The sequence below is a fragment of the Nostoc parmelioides FACHB-3921 genome (assembly GCF_014696625.1).
Taxonomy (GTDB): domain Bacteria; phylum Cyanobacteriota; class Cyanobacteriia; order Cyanobacteriales; family Nostocaceae; genus Trichormus; species Trichormus parmelioides.
Genome location: NZ_JACJQL010000044.1, coordinates 24,160 through 41,534 on the forward strand (window position 1 = coordinate 24,160; position 17,375 = coordinate 41,534).

A 17,375-nucleotide genomic window follows, 5' to 3' on the forward strand; every position below is an offset into this window, starting at 1 on the left:
TTAATTCCTTAAAGTTTGTATAACCTGATCTACAAACTTATGTTTCCCGTTTTCGGATTTTAAGATGTCACAACTAATGAGTTTTAACTCGTTGTTCAGTTACTAAAGTTAGACTCACCCATTCGCCTTTATCGCTATAGCTACGAACCATACGTTGGCGTAAGTTTGGTTGAATTAACCAACCCACTTCTAAAATAAAGCTTTGACGTACCTGCACTTTGAGTGGAGAAGTAGCAGAAGCACCATTAGGTAAGAGTAAGACTTGTACTTGTTTTTCTGAGTCTTGATCAAAGAGAATGATTGAGCCTTTGATCGTAGCAGTGGAAGTTATGGCGCGTCCTGCGAAATTCAAAGTTTGAATTAAGCGCCCATTCTCATCTAGTTGTAATTTGAGGTTTGTAGAGATAGTATCAGGCGATCGCCAATCAGGATAAATTGTTATTGCTTCACCTTGCCATTCGCCCAATAAATCATCAATTTGTAAGGGTGGGTTCTCTTTTGCTGGTGTACCTGCTAAATGTTCACGAATTAGAGTAATTTGGTCTAACTGACCGTTTTTACCAAAAAATTGCACCAAGCGCAGGCGGCGATTTTCATGAATTAAACCTAATTCTGCACCAAATTCCGAGAATGGAGCTAACTGAATTGAACCTTGAGAAAAAGCACCATTTTCAAAAAACAGCACACTTCTGGCCAAGGAACTATACTCTAGAACCTTTTCTGTATCTTCTTGACGAATAATCTGGCGGACTGTTTGATTGTTATTCAATCCTGCCAAAGAAACAACCGTTGGAATATCATTTAAAAGTTGACCTTGGGGTGAAAACCGAGTAAATGAACCTTGCCATTCACCAAGATTAAGCAATAAACGTTCCCACTGAGATGACATAGTAGGTAATAAATACTAAATGCTCAGTAGCATATCAGTTTTGAGGCTTGTTTAGTGCTGGGGAAATCAGGACTAAAGTCCTGACTACTAACTTTTGGCAAAACGTCGGACAGCAAATAAGCTACCCATTAATCCTACTGTTGCACCAAAGCTTAACAAAATTAAAGGTAGTAGCAAAACCTGTGTGGCAGTGAGTTGTAAACCATTGCTAATAAATTGAATAAATTCTGGTTGATTGGTGAGTAACTTCCCGGTAAACTGTTGCATTACGGATATAAAACTCCAAGCGATCGCACCACCAAATAAACCAAAAGCTATCCCCTGCAATATAAACGGTAGATAAATCCAGGCAGAAGTTGCTCCCACTAACTGCATAATTTCAATTTCCCGCCGACGTGCCATCACAATTAGACGAATAGTTGTTGTAGTCACAGCGATCGCTGTTAAAGTCAAGATAGCTGTGATTGTCAACGTCAGCCAATTTAGTCCTCGATGCAACTGGGCGATACGTTTAACTGCTTCATCGACATACTGAACCGTATCCACTCCCTGTAACTTAGCCAATTGAGTTGCTAAAATCGGCACGGACTGAGAGTTACGTGCTTTGACCTTAATCTCATCTACTAGAGGATTTTCCCCTAGCTGTTGTGTTGCACCTTCAATATCAGCAATTCCCAGTTCTTTAACTAATTTAGTCCAGGCCTGCTCTTTAGTAATGATTTTCATCTCTACCACATCCGGCATTTGGATCACAAACGGCTCAATAGTTTGTGCTGACACACCAGAATCAAGATAAACAGATACTTCTAATTGGCTACCAAACTGATTGAGGAGTTTTTCTACTTGCCAAGAAGTTTGCAAACTCAAACCAAATAGAAATAGTAACACCGTCACCGTACTAACAGCAGCCCAATTCATCCAACCACCGCGCAGTAAACCCAAAAAGGTTTCCTTCAGTAGATAGTCAAGTTTCGTGAGAAATTTAAACACAACTCACCCTAATAGAAGGAAAAGGGGGAGAGAGCAGGGGGCAGAACTTACTCCAAGATTTTCGCCCAGTCCCCAATCCAAGGCAAAAGAAAAAATCTTTTACCTTTTTACTTTTTACTTTTTACTTTTTTGTCCCCAGTCCCTTTTATACTCGATCAATTATTCAATTTGTAAGACAACTAAAGTCATATCATCATTATTTTGTCTGTCAGCACCGATAAATTGCTGAACTCGGTCGAATAGATAATCGACAATTTCCTCTGGGCCGTTACAGTACCGACAAGCCGTACTGAAGGCAGTAACAAAGTTTTCTTCATCGAAGCGATCGCCACTGGCAGCAGCAGCATCAGTCAAACCATCTGTATAATAAATAACTGTATCGCCCGGTTCTAACTGTGCCTGACCGTCTTCGTATTGGCTATTAGCATCCAGCCCAATTAACATCCCCAGAGTATCTAGGCGAGTGACGCTTTTTGTCGCTGCGTGCCACCACAAAGGGGGATTGTGTGCCGCATTACTATAGGACAAAATTCGTTTATGCGGATTATACTCAGAGTAAAATAGTGTAATGAAGCGGTGGGAATTTTCTAAATCCGCATACATAACTCGGTTTAGATTCTGTAAAATCCCCGCCGGAGAGTTACCGTGTAACACTTCTCCCCGTAGCATTCCTCGCATCATGGTCATAATTAACCCCGCAGGAACGCCTTTACCCATGACATCACCAATCACCAAACCCCAACGACCCGAATCTTGACCAAGTTTGGTGTATTGGTGAATTTGGCTTTGATTCGTGGGAATAAAATCATAATAATCTCCGCCAACACGATTGGCTGGTCTACAGCGTGCTGCAAGACTAACACCAGGAATGTGAGGACACTGACGCGGCAGTAGTCGTCTTTGAATCTCTGCACCAATTTCTAGTTCTTGGTCTAGACGTTCTTTTTTCCTCAGTTCTACTGCCAGTTCGTCGTTTTCAATTGCCACTGCGGTTTGGTCTGCAACTAACCGCACTAACTTTTGTCTAGTTTCTGTCCAACTATACTCAGGATCGCGGCTTAATACGTACAACCATCCCCGTTCTGTATGCTTGACTAAAATTGCCGTGCCGAAGATTTGCACATCTGGCCCCAGGTAGCGGTGCATCTGATCATCTAGCATTCCTGTGGCGTTAGCTAGAGGTGCAGCGTTAGGCAAAAGTGTGATTTGGCTACTAGCTGTTTCTAGGGCTTTGCGGATGTTCTTACGTTGGCGGCTGTCTTGCCAGTGTAATTGTTCTAATCTAACTTGGCCATTAGGTTTGTAGAGAAACAACGCGCTACCATCAGCATCTGTCACTCTTGTTGCCATCAGAGGAATAAGTTCCAAAAACTGGTTCAGATTATTGAAGCTTCTCAGGGCAAATCCTAAAGAACTCAGCAAATCTTGGATTTTGTTCTGTTCCCGGTGCAATCGTGACACAAGTTCTTTGAGTGCCACGACTGGTGTGACATCTGTCGTAGCACTATTATTGTTGTCCGTGGGTTGAGAGGAAAATGGAGGCACAGGCACAGGTTATTGCACTGGAAAGGGGTAAATTTTAGATTGACAATTAATAGATTTTCTATTTGGCGATCGCTAAACCATATTGGGTTAAAGTTTAGCGCTTTTGCAAGAGTATAAAGACGTAAGACTTAAATAGACATAAGTATTACATTTGCTGAGAAAATTTCTATCTTCGGGGAGGAATTTCCATTAATGTACTTCAATTTACTGATAATACATGAAGTTTTCTTAAAGGTTGCTGACAAATCTCAGGTGACCATAAGTTTAAGAAAGCTGTTGAAGTAGAACAGGGTAAATAATTAAATGTTTGTAGTGTGCCTCTGCGGGGAAGCAAGCTACGCGCAGCGTCTCGCAGAGAGAACTTTAGTCCTCAAACAAGTACTAAAGCCCTTACTACGAAATAAAGCCTAGTATTTTTACATCACTTAACATAGGTTGGTTTTTTCAAGTCGTTCTACTTACTTGCTATCCAAAATCGCCAACGCTGCATCTAATAACTTCCTTTGGTCGCTATAAAGACGGCATTAGATTGAAATTCTAGCAAATAACAACCGTAATGTTATCGAAAATTAACTAGATTAGCAAAAAGAAATCATAGGGATTGGGTACTGGGTACTGGGTACTGGGGATTGGGTATTTCTCCCCCTGCCTCCCCTGCCTCCCCTGCCCCCTGCCCCCTGCCTCTTCCTCTTAGCCACTCAAGAGAGCTTCTACAAACTCGTAGCTGGAAAAGGGGCGTAGGTCTTCAATGCCTTCCCCGGCACCAATAAAGCGGATGGGTAGGCCTAGCTGCTGCACTACCGCAAGAGCAACACCGCCTTTGGCTGTACCATCTAATTTTGTTAATACTACGCCACTGAGTTGGGCTGCTTGTGAGAAGACTTCAGCTTGTCGCAGTCCGTTTTGGCCTAAAGTGGAATCTAGCACCAACAGCGATTCGATTTTGGCATCTGGGGCTTTTTTGTCAATAATTCTGCGGATTTTACTGAGTTCATCCATTAAGTTTTTCTTGTTTTGCAGTCGCCCGGCTGTATCTACTAATAGTAATTCTGTATTTCGTGCTTGGGCTGCGGCGATCGCATCAAATACCACGGCGGCTGGGTCTGTATTTTTACCAGGGTTAGAGATTACTTCTACACCGCTTCTTTTACCCCAAACTTTTACTTGTTCAACTGCTGCTGCACGGAATGTATCGGCTGCACCAATCAAGCATCGATAACCTGATTGTTGTGCGAGGTGTGATATTTTACCGATGGTAGTAGTTTTCCCCGCACCATTGACTCCTGTAATTAACCAAATATTTAAGCTATCTTTCTCTGGAGCAAAACTGGCTTTGTGGGATGTTTTGAGGGGTGCATCTAGCATATCCCGCAGGATTTGTTTTAAGTAAGCGATCGCTTCTTCTGGTGGAGTAACTTCTTCCCGCAGTTTTTTCTGGAGCGAACTAATAATATAGTCGGTTGCTTCTACACCCACATCAGCTTGCAAAAGTAAAGCCTCGATTTCCCCTACAGCCGCTTGATTGAGAGGCCCTTGCCCAACAATTGCCTTTAGTTGGTTAAGAATACTTCGACGGGTTTTGTCTAATCCTTGGCGTAGCTTTTTCAGCCAAGTAATTTCTTCAATTGATATATCTTCTGGTCGTCTTCCTTGGGCTGCCAATACCTCTGCTGACCAAACAAAGCCTTCATCAAATGATAGTCCAGCAATTTCTGGAACTGTTTCTGATGTGGCATTAGCTGCTATTGGCTTGACTACTTCTGGTTCCGGTACTTCAATAGCATTAGCGATTAATCGTTCTTGCCTAGCTTCCCGTTCTGCGGCTGCCCGTTCTAAAAACGATAACGTAGGCGCTGGTGTTGGTTCCGATGCTGCTACTGGTTCTATTGGTTCTAAGTCGATTTCTACATCTTTTTGTGTAGCCGAAGTTACCTCCTGCTCCTCTAGATTAGATACTTCCGCTTCCATCACAGCAGTTGGGATATTTTCTCCCACCTCAACTAAGGCAGTATCCACTACTGGTAATTCTAGATTTTCTGTCTCAGCAGTTGCCTCATCTTCCACGCCAGTTGTTTGTACAGGCGCTTCGGCATCCACTGATTCTGGTGTCGCTTCTACTTCCTGGGATTTTTGTTTCTCTTGAATGTTTTTGTAAGCAGCCTTTGCAAACGCCAATAAATCTGCTGTCGAGTCTGGGACAGTCGCAGCAGGCGTTGACGTTGCTTCTGTTTCTACCTGAGATTCTGTGACTGGAGATGTTTCTGGTTGTTGTTTTTCCGAGGGGCTATCCGAGGAATCGTCAGTTTGACGACGGAACCAATTAAAAACCATTGCAGCTAGCGGTGATAGTTGTTACGAGTTATGAGTTATAAGTTTAATTTAACTGTGGACTCCTAACTAGTGGTAAACCTCCTGGTTATCCTCACCTCTAAAAGTCGGATTTTTCGCTCAGGGATCAGTGACTGGGTAGCAGAGGGGATGAATCAATTCAAAATTCAAAATTCAAAATTCAAAATTCAAAATTCAAAATAAATTCAATCTGACTCAACACCCTGCTTAACACCGGACTACTGTTCTCCGCACAGCTATAGCCACAGGGCTTGACAGCACTAAACACTCAGTGCCTTTTTTTGGTCTGAAACTCGCCGTAGTACACCGTTAATAAAACGATGACCTTCATCGCCACTGTAACGTTTAGCTAACTCTACAGCTTCGTTGATGGCGACGCTGTTGGGCAGATTCAAGAACATCATTTCTGCTACGGCAATGCGAAGAATATCACGGTCAATTTGCGCTAGGCGTGTAACTTGCCAATCAACTAGGGCTGAGGTAATTTGTTCATCAATCATGCCGCGTTCTTCATTGATGATTTTGACAAGTTTGATGGCATATCTACCTACTTCCTTGTCTTGATTTGCTAGCTGAATTAATTCAGGAAACTCAACAGATGTGCCTAGCTGATTGATGGCTGTTTGTGTATGGGAAATTGCTTCTTGTAGCATATTACGGGCAGTATTTAAGTCTGAAGCCCGTGTTTGACTCGTTAGCAGGCGATCGTTACTACGTTGCAATTCAGCAGCCGCATTATCCAAGGTATCTTGTACTTCTGCTCTCAAGGTACGTACTGTAGCCAATACTAACTTGGGCAGGTGTTCTTCGGTTAATTTTTTGGGGTTTAGTGGTAACTGACTCAGGCTTAAAAGTGCCAGTTCACGAGCGATTTGCTGGGGTTTACGGTCTTGCATAATAGTTAAATATTTCAGTAGTAATTTAATTGCTGGGTGACAAATTATTCAATTTTGACAAAGCCAGACAACCATCTTATCTGTATTAGGTACGAAGTTACCGGATTTTTTTAGATTTATTTGGCGGTAAGTGCTGAGTAGCGAGTAATAGAGTCAGAATTTCCTCTCCTACCCTTTTAGTTCTATATCTGCTTCATTTCTTGCAGAGATTTTTCTATTTTATGATCTTGGATTAAATCTAGGTTGGTTAGACAGGGATTCGGCGCGACAATGCCCCCAGAGACCACCACTTTGAAAGCATCTTCTACGGACATGGAGAGGTTAACTACTTCGTCTTCTGGGACTACGGCGTACCAGCCTGTAGTCGGGTTTGGAGTGGTGGGAATAAACACACTCAACATTGGACGAGGCATTTGAGATTGAATTTCACTACTAATCACACCTGTAACAAAGGCGATCGCCCATATCCCCCGACGGGGATATTCTATTAAAATGACTCTCCGAAATTTCCCATTGGAGTCTTTTAGTAGTGTTTCCAAAAGCTGCTTGAGGGTTTTATACACCTGTCCAGCTAAAGGAATTGCCTGTAATAATCGTTCACCAAAATCCAACAACCATCTTCCTGCAATATTCCTAGCCATTAACCCAATGATCAATATACTTAGTAGAGGTACAGCTAGCCCTACTGCAAAATTAAGTATATTTACTACTATGGGATGTAGTCCATCAAAAGGGTTAAGTTGTTTAGGCACTTGAGTAAGAAAGTCAATTACCCAATTAGCAATGGTAATTGTTAACCAGATAGTGGTTGCCAGGGGAATTACTACTAACAAGCCAGCAATTAGGTCATTTTTCAAGTCCTGCTTTAGGCGGTCAATTCCCAAGCCCTTATGCTCTTTTTTTAGGATAGTGGAACTTTCATTATTGGTACTCATTCCAGTAAATTTGTCTAATTAATCAGATATAGTGTGTAGCTTTTGTACTGCAACCCTTAGTCTGCAAGACAAGTATTGGAACTGTAGCCAATGTGTTCCCAAGCATTTACTCGGAAATAGGTTTTTTCGATACTTGTCTATATAAACACATTCCAAGTAGCACAAAAACTAGTTTGTCTGTGAGGACTTTACTTTTCTTTGTACAACTTGTAAATGATTGTTGCTAATTTCTTAGTTATTACAATCCTACCGCGATATGTTGAAAGCTGCTATGACTGTAAAAACAAGTCCAGTAAATTGATGAGAACGATATGCTTTCAATTTACAACAACTAAACACGAAGTATGTTTATGAAAATATGTTTTTATAAATTTTAACCTATTATTTGTGAGCTTAAGAATTATGTCAGTTTAGAGCTAGATGAAATTATGACTCTAGTTTTTAATCCCTCGACCCTAGTTCCTCTTTTGCAACTTCCTGTTTGCTGTCACTGCTAGGAACTATCTCTGGTTCTAAACTAGGGATTGGTAGATATTTCATTTCCCAGGCTTTCAACAAAATTAGGTATTCATAAAAAGCTTGTAATGTACACCAAGCCATTCCTGCACGTCCATCTAGACAACCGCCTAAGAGAAAGTACATATATAGAAAACGTAACAAAGGTCTGGCTGGTAGTCGTAGAGACAAGTCTTTTAACGCACGTCGTCGAGCCACTTCCGATTTACCAAACAATAAATCTCGCCAGTCAACCTTGCCATTTTCTAATTGATATAAAGTCTCTTTCGCTTCATCCGTAGAATAACGGTTATGTTTTTCAATCCAACGGCTCAAACCCTTACTACAAGTGTAGTGAGGATAGGTTTCTTTGAGAAAGCTGGTAGCACCTTCACAAACTTCTCGTTCTGTATGTCCGTAGTCGGTAAACCAAACTTTGCCATGCTGGAACAGACGCATCTGATAACGGGGATATTGAGTACTATGGCGAATCCATTGGTTCATGAACATCACCCGTTCAGCAACGTAGTAGCCAATGTATTCGGACGTTGTAATTACTTGTTCACACTCGGCAAACAACTCTGGTGTCATCCTCTCATCGGCTTCGAGAATATATACCCATTTGTGTTTCGGTGGGAGAGACTCTAGCATCCATGTACGTTGGCGACCGTGGCTTTCAAAGGCGTGCTGCACAACACGAATGGGATAACGATTGGCGATTTCTACAGTGCGATCGCTACTACAAGAGTCTACAACGATGATGTCATCTGATAACATCGCTGATTCTATACAACCTGCAATATCTAGTTCTTCGTTATAAGTCAGTATGTAAATAGAAAACATTGCCCAGTCTGACAGTAATTTTGCTAAATGCTAAGTATCTTTAAGTATTGCTAAAGATTCATTGTTAGTCATTACTCAACAGTCTATGTACTCTATGGCTAACTGAGGGCTAAGAGTGTTGATTAACAAACACGCCCTAGCCCCTAGCTTAAATTAGCGTGCAGGTACTTTGCCTTTACGTCCACCACCTTGAAAAGCACCGCTAGCTCTGAGTCCCGACCAGCCGATAATGATGTAGCCAATAGACAAGATCAAACTGCTGATACCAATTCGCAGTCCAGATTTCCACGCATTGTCTCTAGCTTGCTTCGCAGCATCTTCTTTTCGCTGACGAATTTGGTTCAATCTTTGATTAGCCAGTCCTTGAGGATCTGTTTGCTGGGCAATAAACTGATCCAATTCTTGAGGATTGGCTTTAAATTTTCTGAGTAATTCTTTCTGCGCTGCTGGAAGTTGGGAATTATTTAACGCTTGTTGATATTTTTGATCGTCTCGCAGCAGTTCAGTGAATTGAGCTTTAGCCTGGGTACGTAATTGCTCTAGTTGAGCCTTTCCTTGCTCGGTGTTTGCTTGGGCTTGAAACTGAGCTAACTGATTTTTGAGTTGGTTTTCTGCCTGGTCTGCCTCTTGATTAATTTGGTTGACTGTTTGTACGCTGGCTTGTCTCACATTATTGAGATGTAAGGGAAAAATCAGCAGGAACATTAAGCCCAAAAGGCTGGATAGTATTAAAACGGGAAATCTTAAATCAAATCCTGTCGAGCCGCCATCACTAGCACCGTCCATCCAATAGCCAGTGAACAATGCTCCCAAGCCAACCAAAGGGACAATGCCCCGGTCAACTAACGCTGTTGCTAGGTTAATCTGCCATAACCTGTCTGTGGGTTGGAATGGTAATAACAGAATCAGAAAATCCAGCAAAAACGAGACAATTAAGACTATCCCCACAATTTTGAGGATAAGGGAGGCATTTACAGCAGCAAAGCGGTTAACCATAGTTTTTCAAATTGGTATGTACTGAGTTTAGATTGAGTGATTGTCCTCTTTAAAGTTACTTGAATATCGCTCCCGTAACCTTGCTTTTTATATGAATCTACCCATATATATGAAATAAAACGCAATGCCACCATGTTACAAAATTTTTACCCCTGGGTTGGAAACTGCACTACATTGGCATCGGTTTTCTAGAGCGTGATGAAGATGATTAGGTATTATATAATACAATGACAAATGAGATAAATTGACCTACCTAATCTTAACTTCTGTTTCCCTAATTCGTTGCCAAATGTGTAAATCATCTGGTCTATCAACGTCAGCCAACGGTGGTAAGTAATGATATGAGAGGTTAAGTTTATGAGCAATATCCACAGTTTGCTGTAATACTTGCGAAGTCCCCCAGTCGATATTGGCAAATAATTCAGGGATGAAGCGGCGTAAAGCAATTAAGTAGTAACCACCATCAATGGCTGGGCCAAGCACTAAGTCAACTGTATAAATTTGTTCAAAAGCTTGAGCAAGAATCTGAGAATTTAATCCAGGACAGTCGGTACCGATAATTACAACGTACTTTGCTTGACCTTGAAAGGAATCATACAGCGATCGCGCCATCCGTGAACCCAAATCTCCATCACCTTGAGCATGGTAAACCAAGTCAGCGCCAAGCCAATCTTGCATAAGTTGCCAGCCACCCCCTGCAAACCGCATTTCTAAAGATACGTTAATTAACTTTTGTAGTTCCTGAACCTGAAATAAGGTATGTTCAGTCATTTGCCGTTGCAGGTTGGCAGCACCAATACTACCCAAAGCAGGTATCAATCTGGTTTTTGTTTTCCCCGGTTCTGGATAGCGCGTAAAAATAATTAAGTGCTGTTGTAAAGTTTCTAATGATTTCAGCACACAATACCTTGTTTAAACTAACTAAAAATATCTTAATAGCAATAATCACCACCGCTATTAGCCCTATTACGCTCTTTTGCTGTACGCATCGCTCCTAAAATTGTCGAAACATAGACACAGCGCTTAATCCTGCCTCTAGACTTACTTGATAAAGTAATCCTACCGAGAGGTGGTTGTTGAACACTTCCTTGATAATCAAATTGAATTCGCCTCACACTGTTTGATTGCTGTAAAGTGCTTTCTTCGTCTAAGCGCACACGAGAATCTAGATTATTCCAACTAGCATCGGTAGGACTGACACTAGCGGGATGAACTGCCCATTGAACTATACCATTTTGTTCGCGGAAGCTGGCTTGCCAAGTCAATTTTTCCTTACTAGCTTGGCTTTGGGCTTGTCGCATAGCATTATAAACTTCGTTTTGAGCTTTGTTAAGGCTTTGAGTATCTATAAAAGTTAACCAGTAAGGTAGTGTCAAAGATGCTAGTATCCCAATCATGAGAATAACTGCCAATATTTCTGGAAGTGTATAACCCCGATGAGAATGACACTTGAGCAAATTCTTTTTATTAATTAGATGTAGTAGAAGCACCTTGATATATCTTCAGCAGATTTTAACTACTGGAAATGATTGATAGCTCCGGCTTGGGTGATTTTTTCTTTGCTTGTGTTAGTAATAAGGTTGATGCACCAGGAGGTAACATCATGATGATTACAGACTTTAAGAAAAGTTTGAATGTATCGCTAATTCTTTTTTGTCTAGCAGCATCATACAAAAAATATTTCCACAGAAATTTAATGGCAGTCAAACCTTTATTTTGAGAATATGGCTGTTGTAAGGCTTTACAAGCAAGATATTTATAAATATTAGCTATGCTTAAATGCAAAATATGCTTACCAATTGTAGGTCTGGCTTGATAAGCTTTCTCAAGTACTTGTAAGCAATATTTTTCTTGTCTAGCCAGATTTGCTGATAGAGAATTACTGCTAACTCGATACAGGATTTGTACAAGAGGCACAGATACAAAAAGATATTTTTCTGCTAATCGTAGCCACATATCCCAATCTTGAGCAGCTTTTAATGATTGATCAAATCCCTCCAGATCAACTAAAGCATCTCTGAGAATTAAAGGATTGGAACCATTCTCTAAAAAATTGTTAATCAATAACTTTTGATAGACATCTCCATTCAGAGTAACGCGTTTACCTGAAGTTAAAAAATTACCATCTTCATCAATATAATCAGTCCAGCTATAAGCCACGTGAAACCCAGGATTTTTGTATAAAGCTTCTAACTGAAGTTTGAGTTTATCAGGCATCCAAATATCATCTGCATCTAAGAAGCTGATGAACTTACCTTGGGAAATCTTGAGTCCGCAATTTCGACTAATATTCCCGCCAGCATTCTCAAAGGAAAATATTTTAATTCGTGAATCTTGTATTCGGGAAACAACATCTAAAGTGTTATCTTGTGAGCCATCGTTGATGATTATTAATTCAAAATTTGTAAAGGATTGCGTTAAAACAGAATCGATTGTTGCTTTGATAGTTGTTTCACAATTGTAAGCTGGAATAATTACTGAAATTATTGGTGAATTGATAAAAGATTCAGTCATGATTTAAATTCATGTCTTTATTTGCTATTTTTCCACAATAAAATATTAGTGAGTATAGGGGACTCAAAAGACTACCCAAATAAAAATTAAATTCAACAAGTGCAACTATATTTTTATTTAATTCTTTATTGTACTTAATGATATGCCAAAATAACCTGCGTGTATTACCTAAAATTGTTCTTACTAAAATTATTGGTGATTGCCATTGTTTAGCATTTATTAATCTGAGTTGAAAAATACATAATCCACAGCCACGAGCTATATTGATTAAGTAATTTTTTTCAAGTCGCCAGTGGGGAATTTTATGATAAATTTCCATTTTTGGGTTGTACCAAATTTCCCAACCAGATTTGTATATATATAAGAGAACTTCTGTATCCTCCCCAGAAACCATTAAATTCCCAATTCTTCCCTTAAAAACTAACTGTTGGGGTACGCTTTCCAGCCACGCTTGTTTACGAATAACAAGTGCGGCTCCTGGTGGTAGTTTTAGATTTTTAGCATCAAACTTATATGCTGTTTTTCCGTGTTCTCGAACTGCTAAAAAAGATTGAATTTGGGAAAAATTATCTGGTGGGGTTACTTCAAAATCGCCGTGTATTTGACCACTCCATGCACCTGCTTGATGATGTTCTTCACCAAAATTATAAGATTGTATAACCCAATCAGCTGCTGCTAAGTTGTCATCATCTAAAAAAGCGATGAATTTACCTTGAGCTTCCTTGATTGCTCTGAGTCTTCCATAGGCTAATCCCTGCTGTGTTTCTAGAAAATATTTCAACTGGCATTGAGTAAATTTTTTCTGGTAATCACTCACTACTTCAGGTGTGCGATCGCTGCTATTATTATCAATAATAATAACTTCCCAACGTAAATGTTCTGTACCAGTTTGAGTCAACAGTCTATCTAAAACTTGTGGTAACCGTTCTGCCCCATTCCATGTGGGAATAGTAACAGTAAAGTCTAATTTTTCTCGGAGATTTCGTGGTTCCTGCGGCATGAGTTAAATTATCATAATTATTGCTTTGGACTTTTATTTAAATAGCCATTTTTCCAAAGATAAAAAGGACTAATTAGGCTATTGATCAAAAGCTCTGTTTGGCAAGCTATGACCAAATCATTTTTGATCTTGTCTCTATATTTAAGAAATTGCAAAAGGAGTTTCCTAATGTCATTTATCATGTAAGCAATTAAGATAAATGGCTTTTGATAGGGTTTAATATTTGTCATTCTGGTGACATATCGACTTAGACCAATTCCTCTAAAAAAGGGAATTAAATATTCTTTTTTTAATCTAGTACTTGGTATTTTGTGATAAATTTCCATTTCCGGACTATACCAAACTTCCCATCCAAATTTCTGGAAATAACACAGCATTTCTAAATCTTCACCAGTGAGCATATTACCAGCTACTCTACCAGTTAAAATAGGCTGATCTGGTACACTTTCTAACCATGCTTCCCGACGAACAACTAATCCAGCAGAAGGCGGGAGGAGTTTTTTTCTGGGGTCATAAAATAGAGGTTTATTTCCACGTTCTGTAATTGCCAAAAAGGGAGTTATGGACTTAAAGCCTTCTGGTGGTTCAACTTCCCAATCTGGGTGGATTTGACTACCATAAGCCCCTGCCTTGGGGTGCTGTTGAGCAAAAGCAAAAGCTGCTGCTACCCATGTAGGTGTAGGATAGTTATCATCATCTAAAAAACCTATTAGTTGTCCTGAAGAAACTTCAACACCTTTTTTTCTGGCGTAGGCTGCACCTTGTTTAGCTTCAAAATAATATTTCAAAGGATAAGGACGGTGCCAATTTTCTATATACTGTTGTACAACTTGGGCTGTATTATCGGTGCTGTTATTATCGACAACAATGATTTCCCAATAAATATTTTCGGTGTTAATTTGAGTTCGCAACCTCTCTAAAAGTTCAGGTAAGCGATTTGCACCATTGTAAGTGGGTATAGCTACAGTAAAATCAACTTTTGTAGTCATTTTTCACAGATTTTATTTGGATTTATTTGTCGCTTGAAGGTGACTAGAAGATGCCAAATATTTGACTGAACTTATTTGAGGCTGTGCTATAGCTAACGACGATAAAAGATTTAAGTTAAGAATGACAAATTTAAGTCATAAAAAAGACATCTTTGTGAATTTTTGGCATCTTTTACAAGCTATATTTTTGAGTATTTGATTGTCGAATTTAACAGAAAATTTTGTGGGCTATAAATTTTATGTATTAATGGAAACTATAAAATATGCGCCCTGGATTTCCTAAAACTTAAAATCTGCACCCTATATTTCAATTTTGCGTTGAATGAGCAATTTATCGTACAGTATTTATATGGAGTTTTAAAAAAAAAATTGCTACATTGAATATATATTTAATTGCATTTGCTATCTTTATCAGTAAGTGTTGCACCTAAGAGAGTTTTTACGATGACGCAACGCCTGATGTTATTATTTGCTACAACAACTTTGATTTCTGGGGTTGCAGTGGAACCATTCGCTGGTGCTGAATTAAATTCTAAATTTGTCAAACTACCCATGTAATCGAAAGTGATTGTTTGGGGTGTGTTTAAATAAGTAGAACTTGCATTAACAGTCGTGCTGACTTTGTTTTTGCTAGTGAGATTCGTCAAAAGTCTGATCTGTCCTACAGATAAGATGTCTAAATCTTCGCCTAGATTCTGCCAACGTTTTCTAGGATTGTCAGATATAGAAGATGCTGCTTCAGAATCAGGATGAACAACAATCTTAGGAATCTGGCTTTCCACTTTAAAGCTGACGCTGTAGCTCATTTTTTGCCGTTTAGCTTGTCGCTGTGCTTCTTGAAGACCAGCTAAAACAGCATCATTAGCTTTATTTACTCTCTGTCGATTGACGAAAGCAGTCCAACTGGGCAGTGCCATGACGGCTAATATCCCTATCATCATAACCACGGCCAGCAATTCTACCATGCTAAAACCAGCTTCTGGTTGAGCAACTATGAAAATATGGCTTTTCAGCAGACTTAAAGATTTAGAGGTGCTATTTTTTTTGTGAAGATTGAATGAATTCCAAAGGATCTTATTCATAATCAACTGCCTTCAATTACCCTAGTGTTTTCAGCATCTACTGAGTAAATAAATACCCACGTCCTTGTACTCTGATACTTGCAGTTGGAAAATAAGCACTTCTGTTATCAGAATAATCCAGGTTATTATTCTGTAGGCGTGCGATCGCATTACCTCTCAAAAACACCTGTGCTGTAGTGTTAACTCTGTCAACACAGGCATAAAAGCTCGTCATGTTAAACGTATTGCGGGTATTAAAATTAGTTGTATTCGGAGCTACTAAGTTTGAGCCAGTAGGACAGGTAATTTTCGCCGGCGCACCTGTTATTGTCTGATCGATATAATCCACCAATACTACTGGTGTGGCAGAGTAATTAACATTAGTTACTGTACTTCCCCCACCAGTAATCGGAGTTGAGTATTGGCTGAGTCTTCTCCAGGCATTCATTTTTTCATGAATAGTACCTGTTCCATCAAGGCTGAATAGTGCAAAACCATCACTTGGGCAATAACCACTGACATATTTTCCTGTATATCCAGTACAAGACACTCCACCAGCACTGGCTACACCGTCTCTAATTTGCCACCTGGTAATACGAGCAGCATTAGACCAAGTAGTGTCACTATCTTTTATGAGATGGTAAGCAACTAATGAATACACATAGGTATCATCTTTTTGGCTGCCTGTAATTGTAATGGCTTGGTTAATTAGTTCTCTTTTCCAAAAGACTAGGACAGGAACTCTTTCTGTCGATGTTGGGTTAGGTAATTCATTCCTAATGGCATCGATGCCAGCACTATCGTAGATATATATAGCCTGTTGCAAGTCACGGGCAATATAATCTACTGCTGCTTGAATTTCTTGTTCAGAGCTTACCTTTGCTTGTTCCTGTCGGTCTGTATTCATGACACTAATCATGAAACCCATTAATGGCGTAATTACCAGTACTGCCAGAATCATGGCTACCAATAATTCAATCAAGGAAAAACCACCAACTTCCTCTATAAGCTTGGAGCGTTTCAACTGGCTTTGAAGCAGGAATTTTAATGCCCTCATCATACTCTGGTTTTCCCTTTAGTGAATATTGATGGATAGATACACATCAGATTTTGCTCATTAATTACAGGCTGTATTTGTCGCCACTCCAAGACGCTGACATAAAGCCTTAAAGGAAGTACTAGTGCTAGAAATATCAGTTGTCATTTCTAGCAGAGGTGCTTGCCGATCGCCTAAGCTACCAGTAAAAGGGTTTTGTGTATTCTTAGTAGTAGTAGTACTAGCAGTTAGAGGCTTACTAAAGTCAACATCTGCTCGATAAACTCTGATTCCTAAACGGTAGCCATCATTAACACCTGTACCTTGCACAAGTCGATTAGCCTGTATGTAAAACAAATCACTAGTACAGGCTGGATCAGATCGGTCAGAAATACTACCATTCTTGTTAAAACAGTACAAACTGGTTCTCGTCGATGTTGTGGGAACAGGCATTTTCGTAGTGTTAATTAAATAGTCCTGTGGTCTACCCGTTATCGCTGGGATCGCTGGTGTAGATGCTGTAGCGGCTACAGCAGGTATATTGGAAATGCGTCTGGGGTCAGATGAAGTTGAAGCAGCTAGTACTGGAGTGATGTCGCTTGGGACTGCAATTGTCCCGGCTCTGATACCATCAATAAAAGTCTTGGCAGCTTGTGTTGCTAGTTCCACACGTCTTGCCTGAACACGAGTAGCTGTTGATAGGACAAGTACAGGTGCGATCGCTGTTAGTAAAATTGCTACTACAATGATTGCTACCAAAGATTCAATGATGGTAAAACCAGAATCGCTACAAGAGGTTTTTTGTTGTTGTTTTTTATATTTGATCATTGCTCATCA

16 protein-coding genes are annotated in these 17,375 nt (G+C 39.9%); all 16 read right to left on the reverse strand.

The window, feature by feature from the left end; translation table 11 throughout:
* Positions 1–73: 73 nt before the first annotated feature.
* On the reverse strand, positions 74–889 hold the full coding sequence (locus tag H6G14_RS23035; RefSeq protein WP_190569978.1) for a DUF3598 family protein: 816 nt from the start codon (positions 887–889) through the stop codon (positions 74–76).
* A gap of 87 nt (positions 890–976) precedes the next feature.
* Positions 977–1,879, reverse strand: a complete 903-nt coding sequence (locus H6G14_RS23040; RefSeq protein ID WP_190569980.1) for a permease-like cell division protein FtsX — start codon at positions 1,877–1,879, stop codon at positions 977–979.
* A 159-nt stretch (positions 1,880–2,038) separates the two neighbouring features.
* Positions 2,039–3,430, reverse strand: coding sequence for a SpoIIE family protein phosphatase (locus tag H6G14_RS23045; protein ID WP_190569982.1), 1,392 nt, complete (start codon positions 3,428–3,430; stop codon positions 2,039–2,041).
* Positions 3,431–4,114: 684 nt separating this feature from the next.
* Positions 4,115–5,755 (reverse strand): signal recognition particle-docking protein FtsY, encoded by a 1,641-nt coding sequence (ftsY, locus tag H6G14_RS23050; protein WP_190569984.1) that lies wholly within the window; start codon positions 5,753–5,755, stop codon positions 4,115–4,117.
* A 278-nt stretch (positions 5,756–6,033) separates the two neighbouring features.
* The gene (nusB, locus tag H6G14_RS23055; protein ID WP_190569986.1) at positions 6,034–6,669 is read right to left on the reverse strand and encodes a transcription antitermination factor NusB; all 636 of its coding nucleotides are present in this window, start codon (positions 6,667–6,669) and stop codon (positions 6,034–6,036) included.
* Positions 6,670–6,851: 182 nt separating this feature from the next.
* Positions 6,852–7,604: a DUF502 domain-containing protein gene (locus H6G14_RS23060; protein WP_190569988.1), complete on the reverse strand. Its 753-nt coding sequence runs from the start codon at positions 7,602–7,604 to the stop codon at positions 6,852–6,854.
* 441 nt (positions 7,605–8,045) lie between these two features.
* Positions 8,046–8,942: a glycosyltransferase family 2 protein gene (locus H6G14_RS23065; RefSeq protein WP_190569990.1), complete on the reverse strand. Its 897-nt coding sequence runs from the start codon at positions 8,940–8,942 to the stop codon at positions 8,046–8,048.
* A gap of 153 nt (positions 8,943–9,095) precedes the next feature.
* On the reverse strand, positions 9,096–9,938 hold the full coding sequence (gene hpsJ-B, locus H6G14_RS23070) for a hormogonium polysaccharide biosynthesis protein HpsJ (RefSeq protein WP_190569991.1): 843 nt from the start codon (positions 9,936–9,938) through the stop codon (positions 9,096–9,098).
* Positions 9,939–10,187: 249 nt separating this feature from the next.
* Positions 10,188–10,838: a TIGR04282 family arsenosugar biosynthesis glycosyltransferase gene (locus H6G14_RS23075; protein WP_190569993.1), complete on the reverse strand. Its 651-nt coding sequence runs from the start codon at positions 10,836–10,838 to the stop codon at positions 10,188–10,190.
* 32 nt (positions 10,839–10,870) lie between these two features.
* Positions 10,871–11,428, reverse strand: a complete 558-nt coding sequence (locus H6G14_RS23080) for a GspH/FimT family pseudopilin (protein WP_190569995.1) — start codon at positions 11,426–11,428, stop codon at positions 10,871–10,873.
* A 22-nt stretch (positions 11,429–11,450) separates the two neighbouring features.
* Positions 11,451–12,452, reverse strand: coding sequence for a glycosyltransferase (locus H6G14_RS23085; RefSeq protein WP_190569997.1), 1,002 nt, complete (start codon positions 12,450–12,452; stop codon positions 11,451–11,453).
* On the reverse strand, positions 12,445–13,452 hold the full coding sequence (hpsE, locus tag H6G14_RS23090; RefSeq protein WP_190569999.1) for a hormogonium polysaccharide biosynthesis glycosyltransferase HpsE: 1,008 nt from the start codon (positions 13,450–13,452) through the stop codon (positions 12,445–12,447). Before hpsE (H6G14_RS23090) ends, H6G14_RS23085 begins: the two co-directional genes overlap by 8 nt.
* A gap of 17 nt (positions 13,453–13,469) precedes the next feature.
* A complete protein-coding gene (hpsE, locus tag H6G14_RS23095) occupies positions 13,470–14,441 on the reverse strand; it encodes a hormogonium polysaccharide biosynthesis glycosyltransferase HpsE (protein WP_190570001.1) in 972 nt (323 codons plus the stop codon).
* Positions 14,442–14,830: 389 nt separating this feature from the next.
* A complete protein-coding gene (locus H6G14_RS23100; RefSeq protein WP_190570002.1) occupies positions 14,831–15,523 on the reverse strand; it encodes a pilus assembly FimT family protein in 693 nt (230 codons plus the stop codon).
* A 37-nt stretch (positions 15,524–15,560) separates the two neighbouring features.
* Positions 15,561–16,559 carry a hormogonium polysaccharide secretion pseudopilin HpsC gene (gene hpsC / locus H6G14_RS23105; RefSeq protein ID WP_190570017.1) on the reverse strand — a complete coding sequence of 333 codons (999 nt, stop codon included), beginning with the start codon at positions 16,557–16,559 and terminating at the stop codon, positions 15,561–15,563.
* Positions 16,560–16,619: 60 nt separating this feature from the next.
* A complete protein-coding gene (gene hpsB / locus H6G14_RS23110) occupies positions 16,620–17,366 on the reverse strand; it encodes a hormogonium polysaccharide secretion pseudopilin HpsB (protein ID WP_190570004.1) in 747 nt (248 codons plus the stop codon).
* Positions 17,367–17,375: the final 9 nt, after the last annotated feature.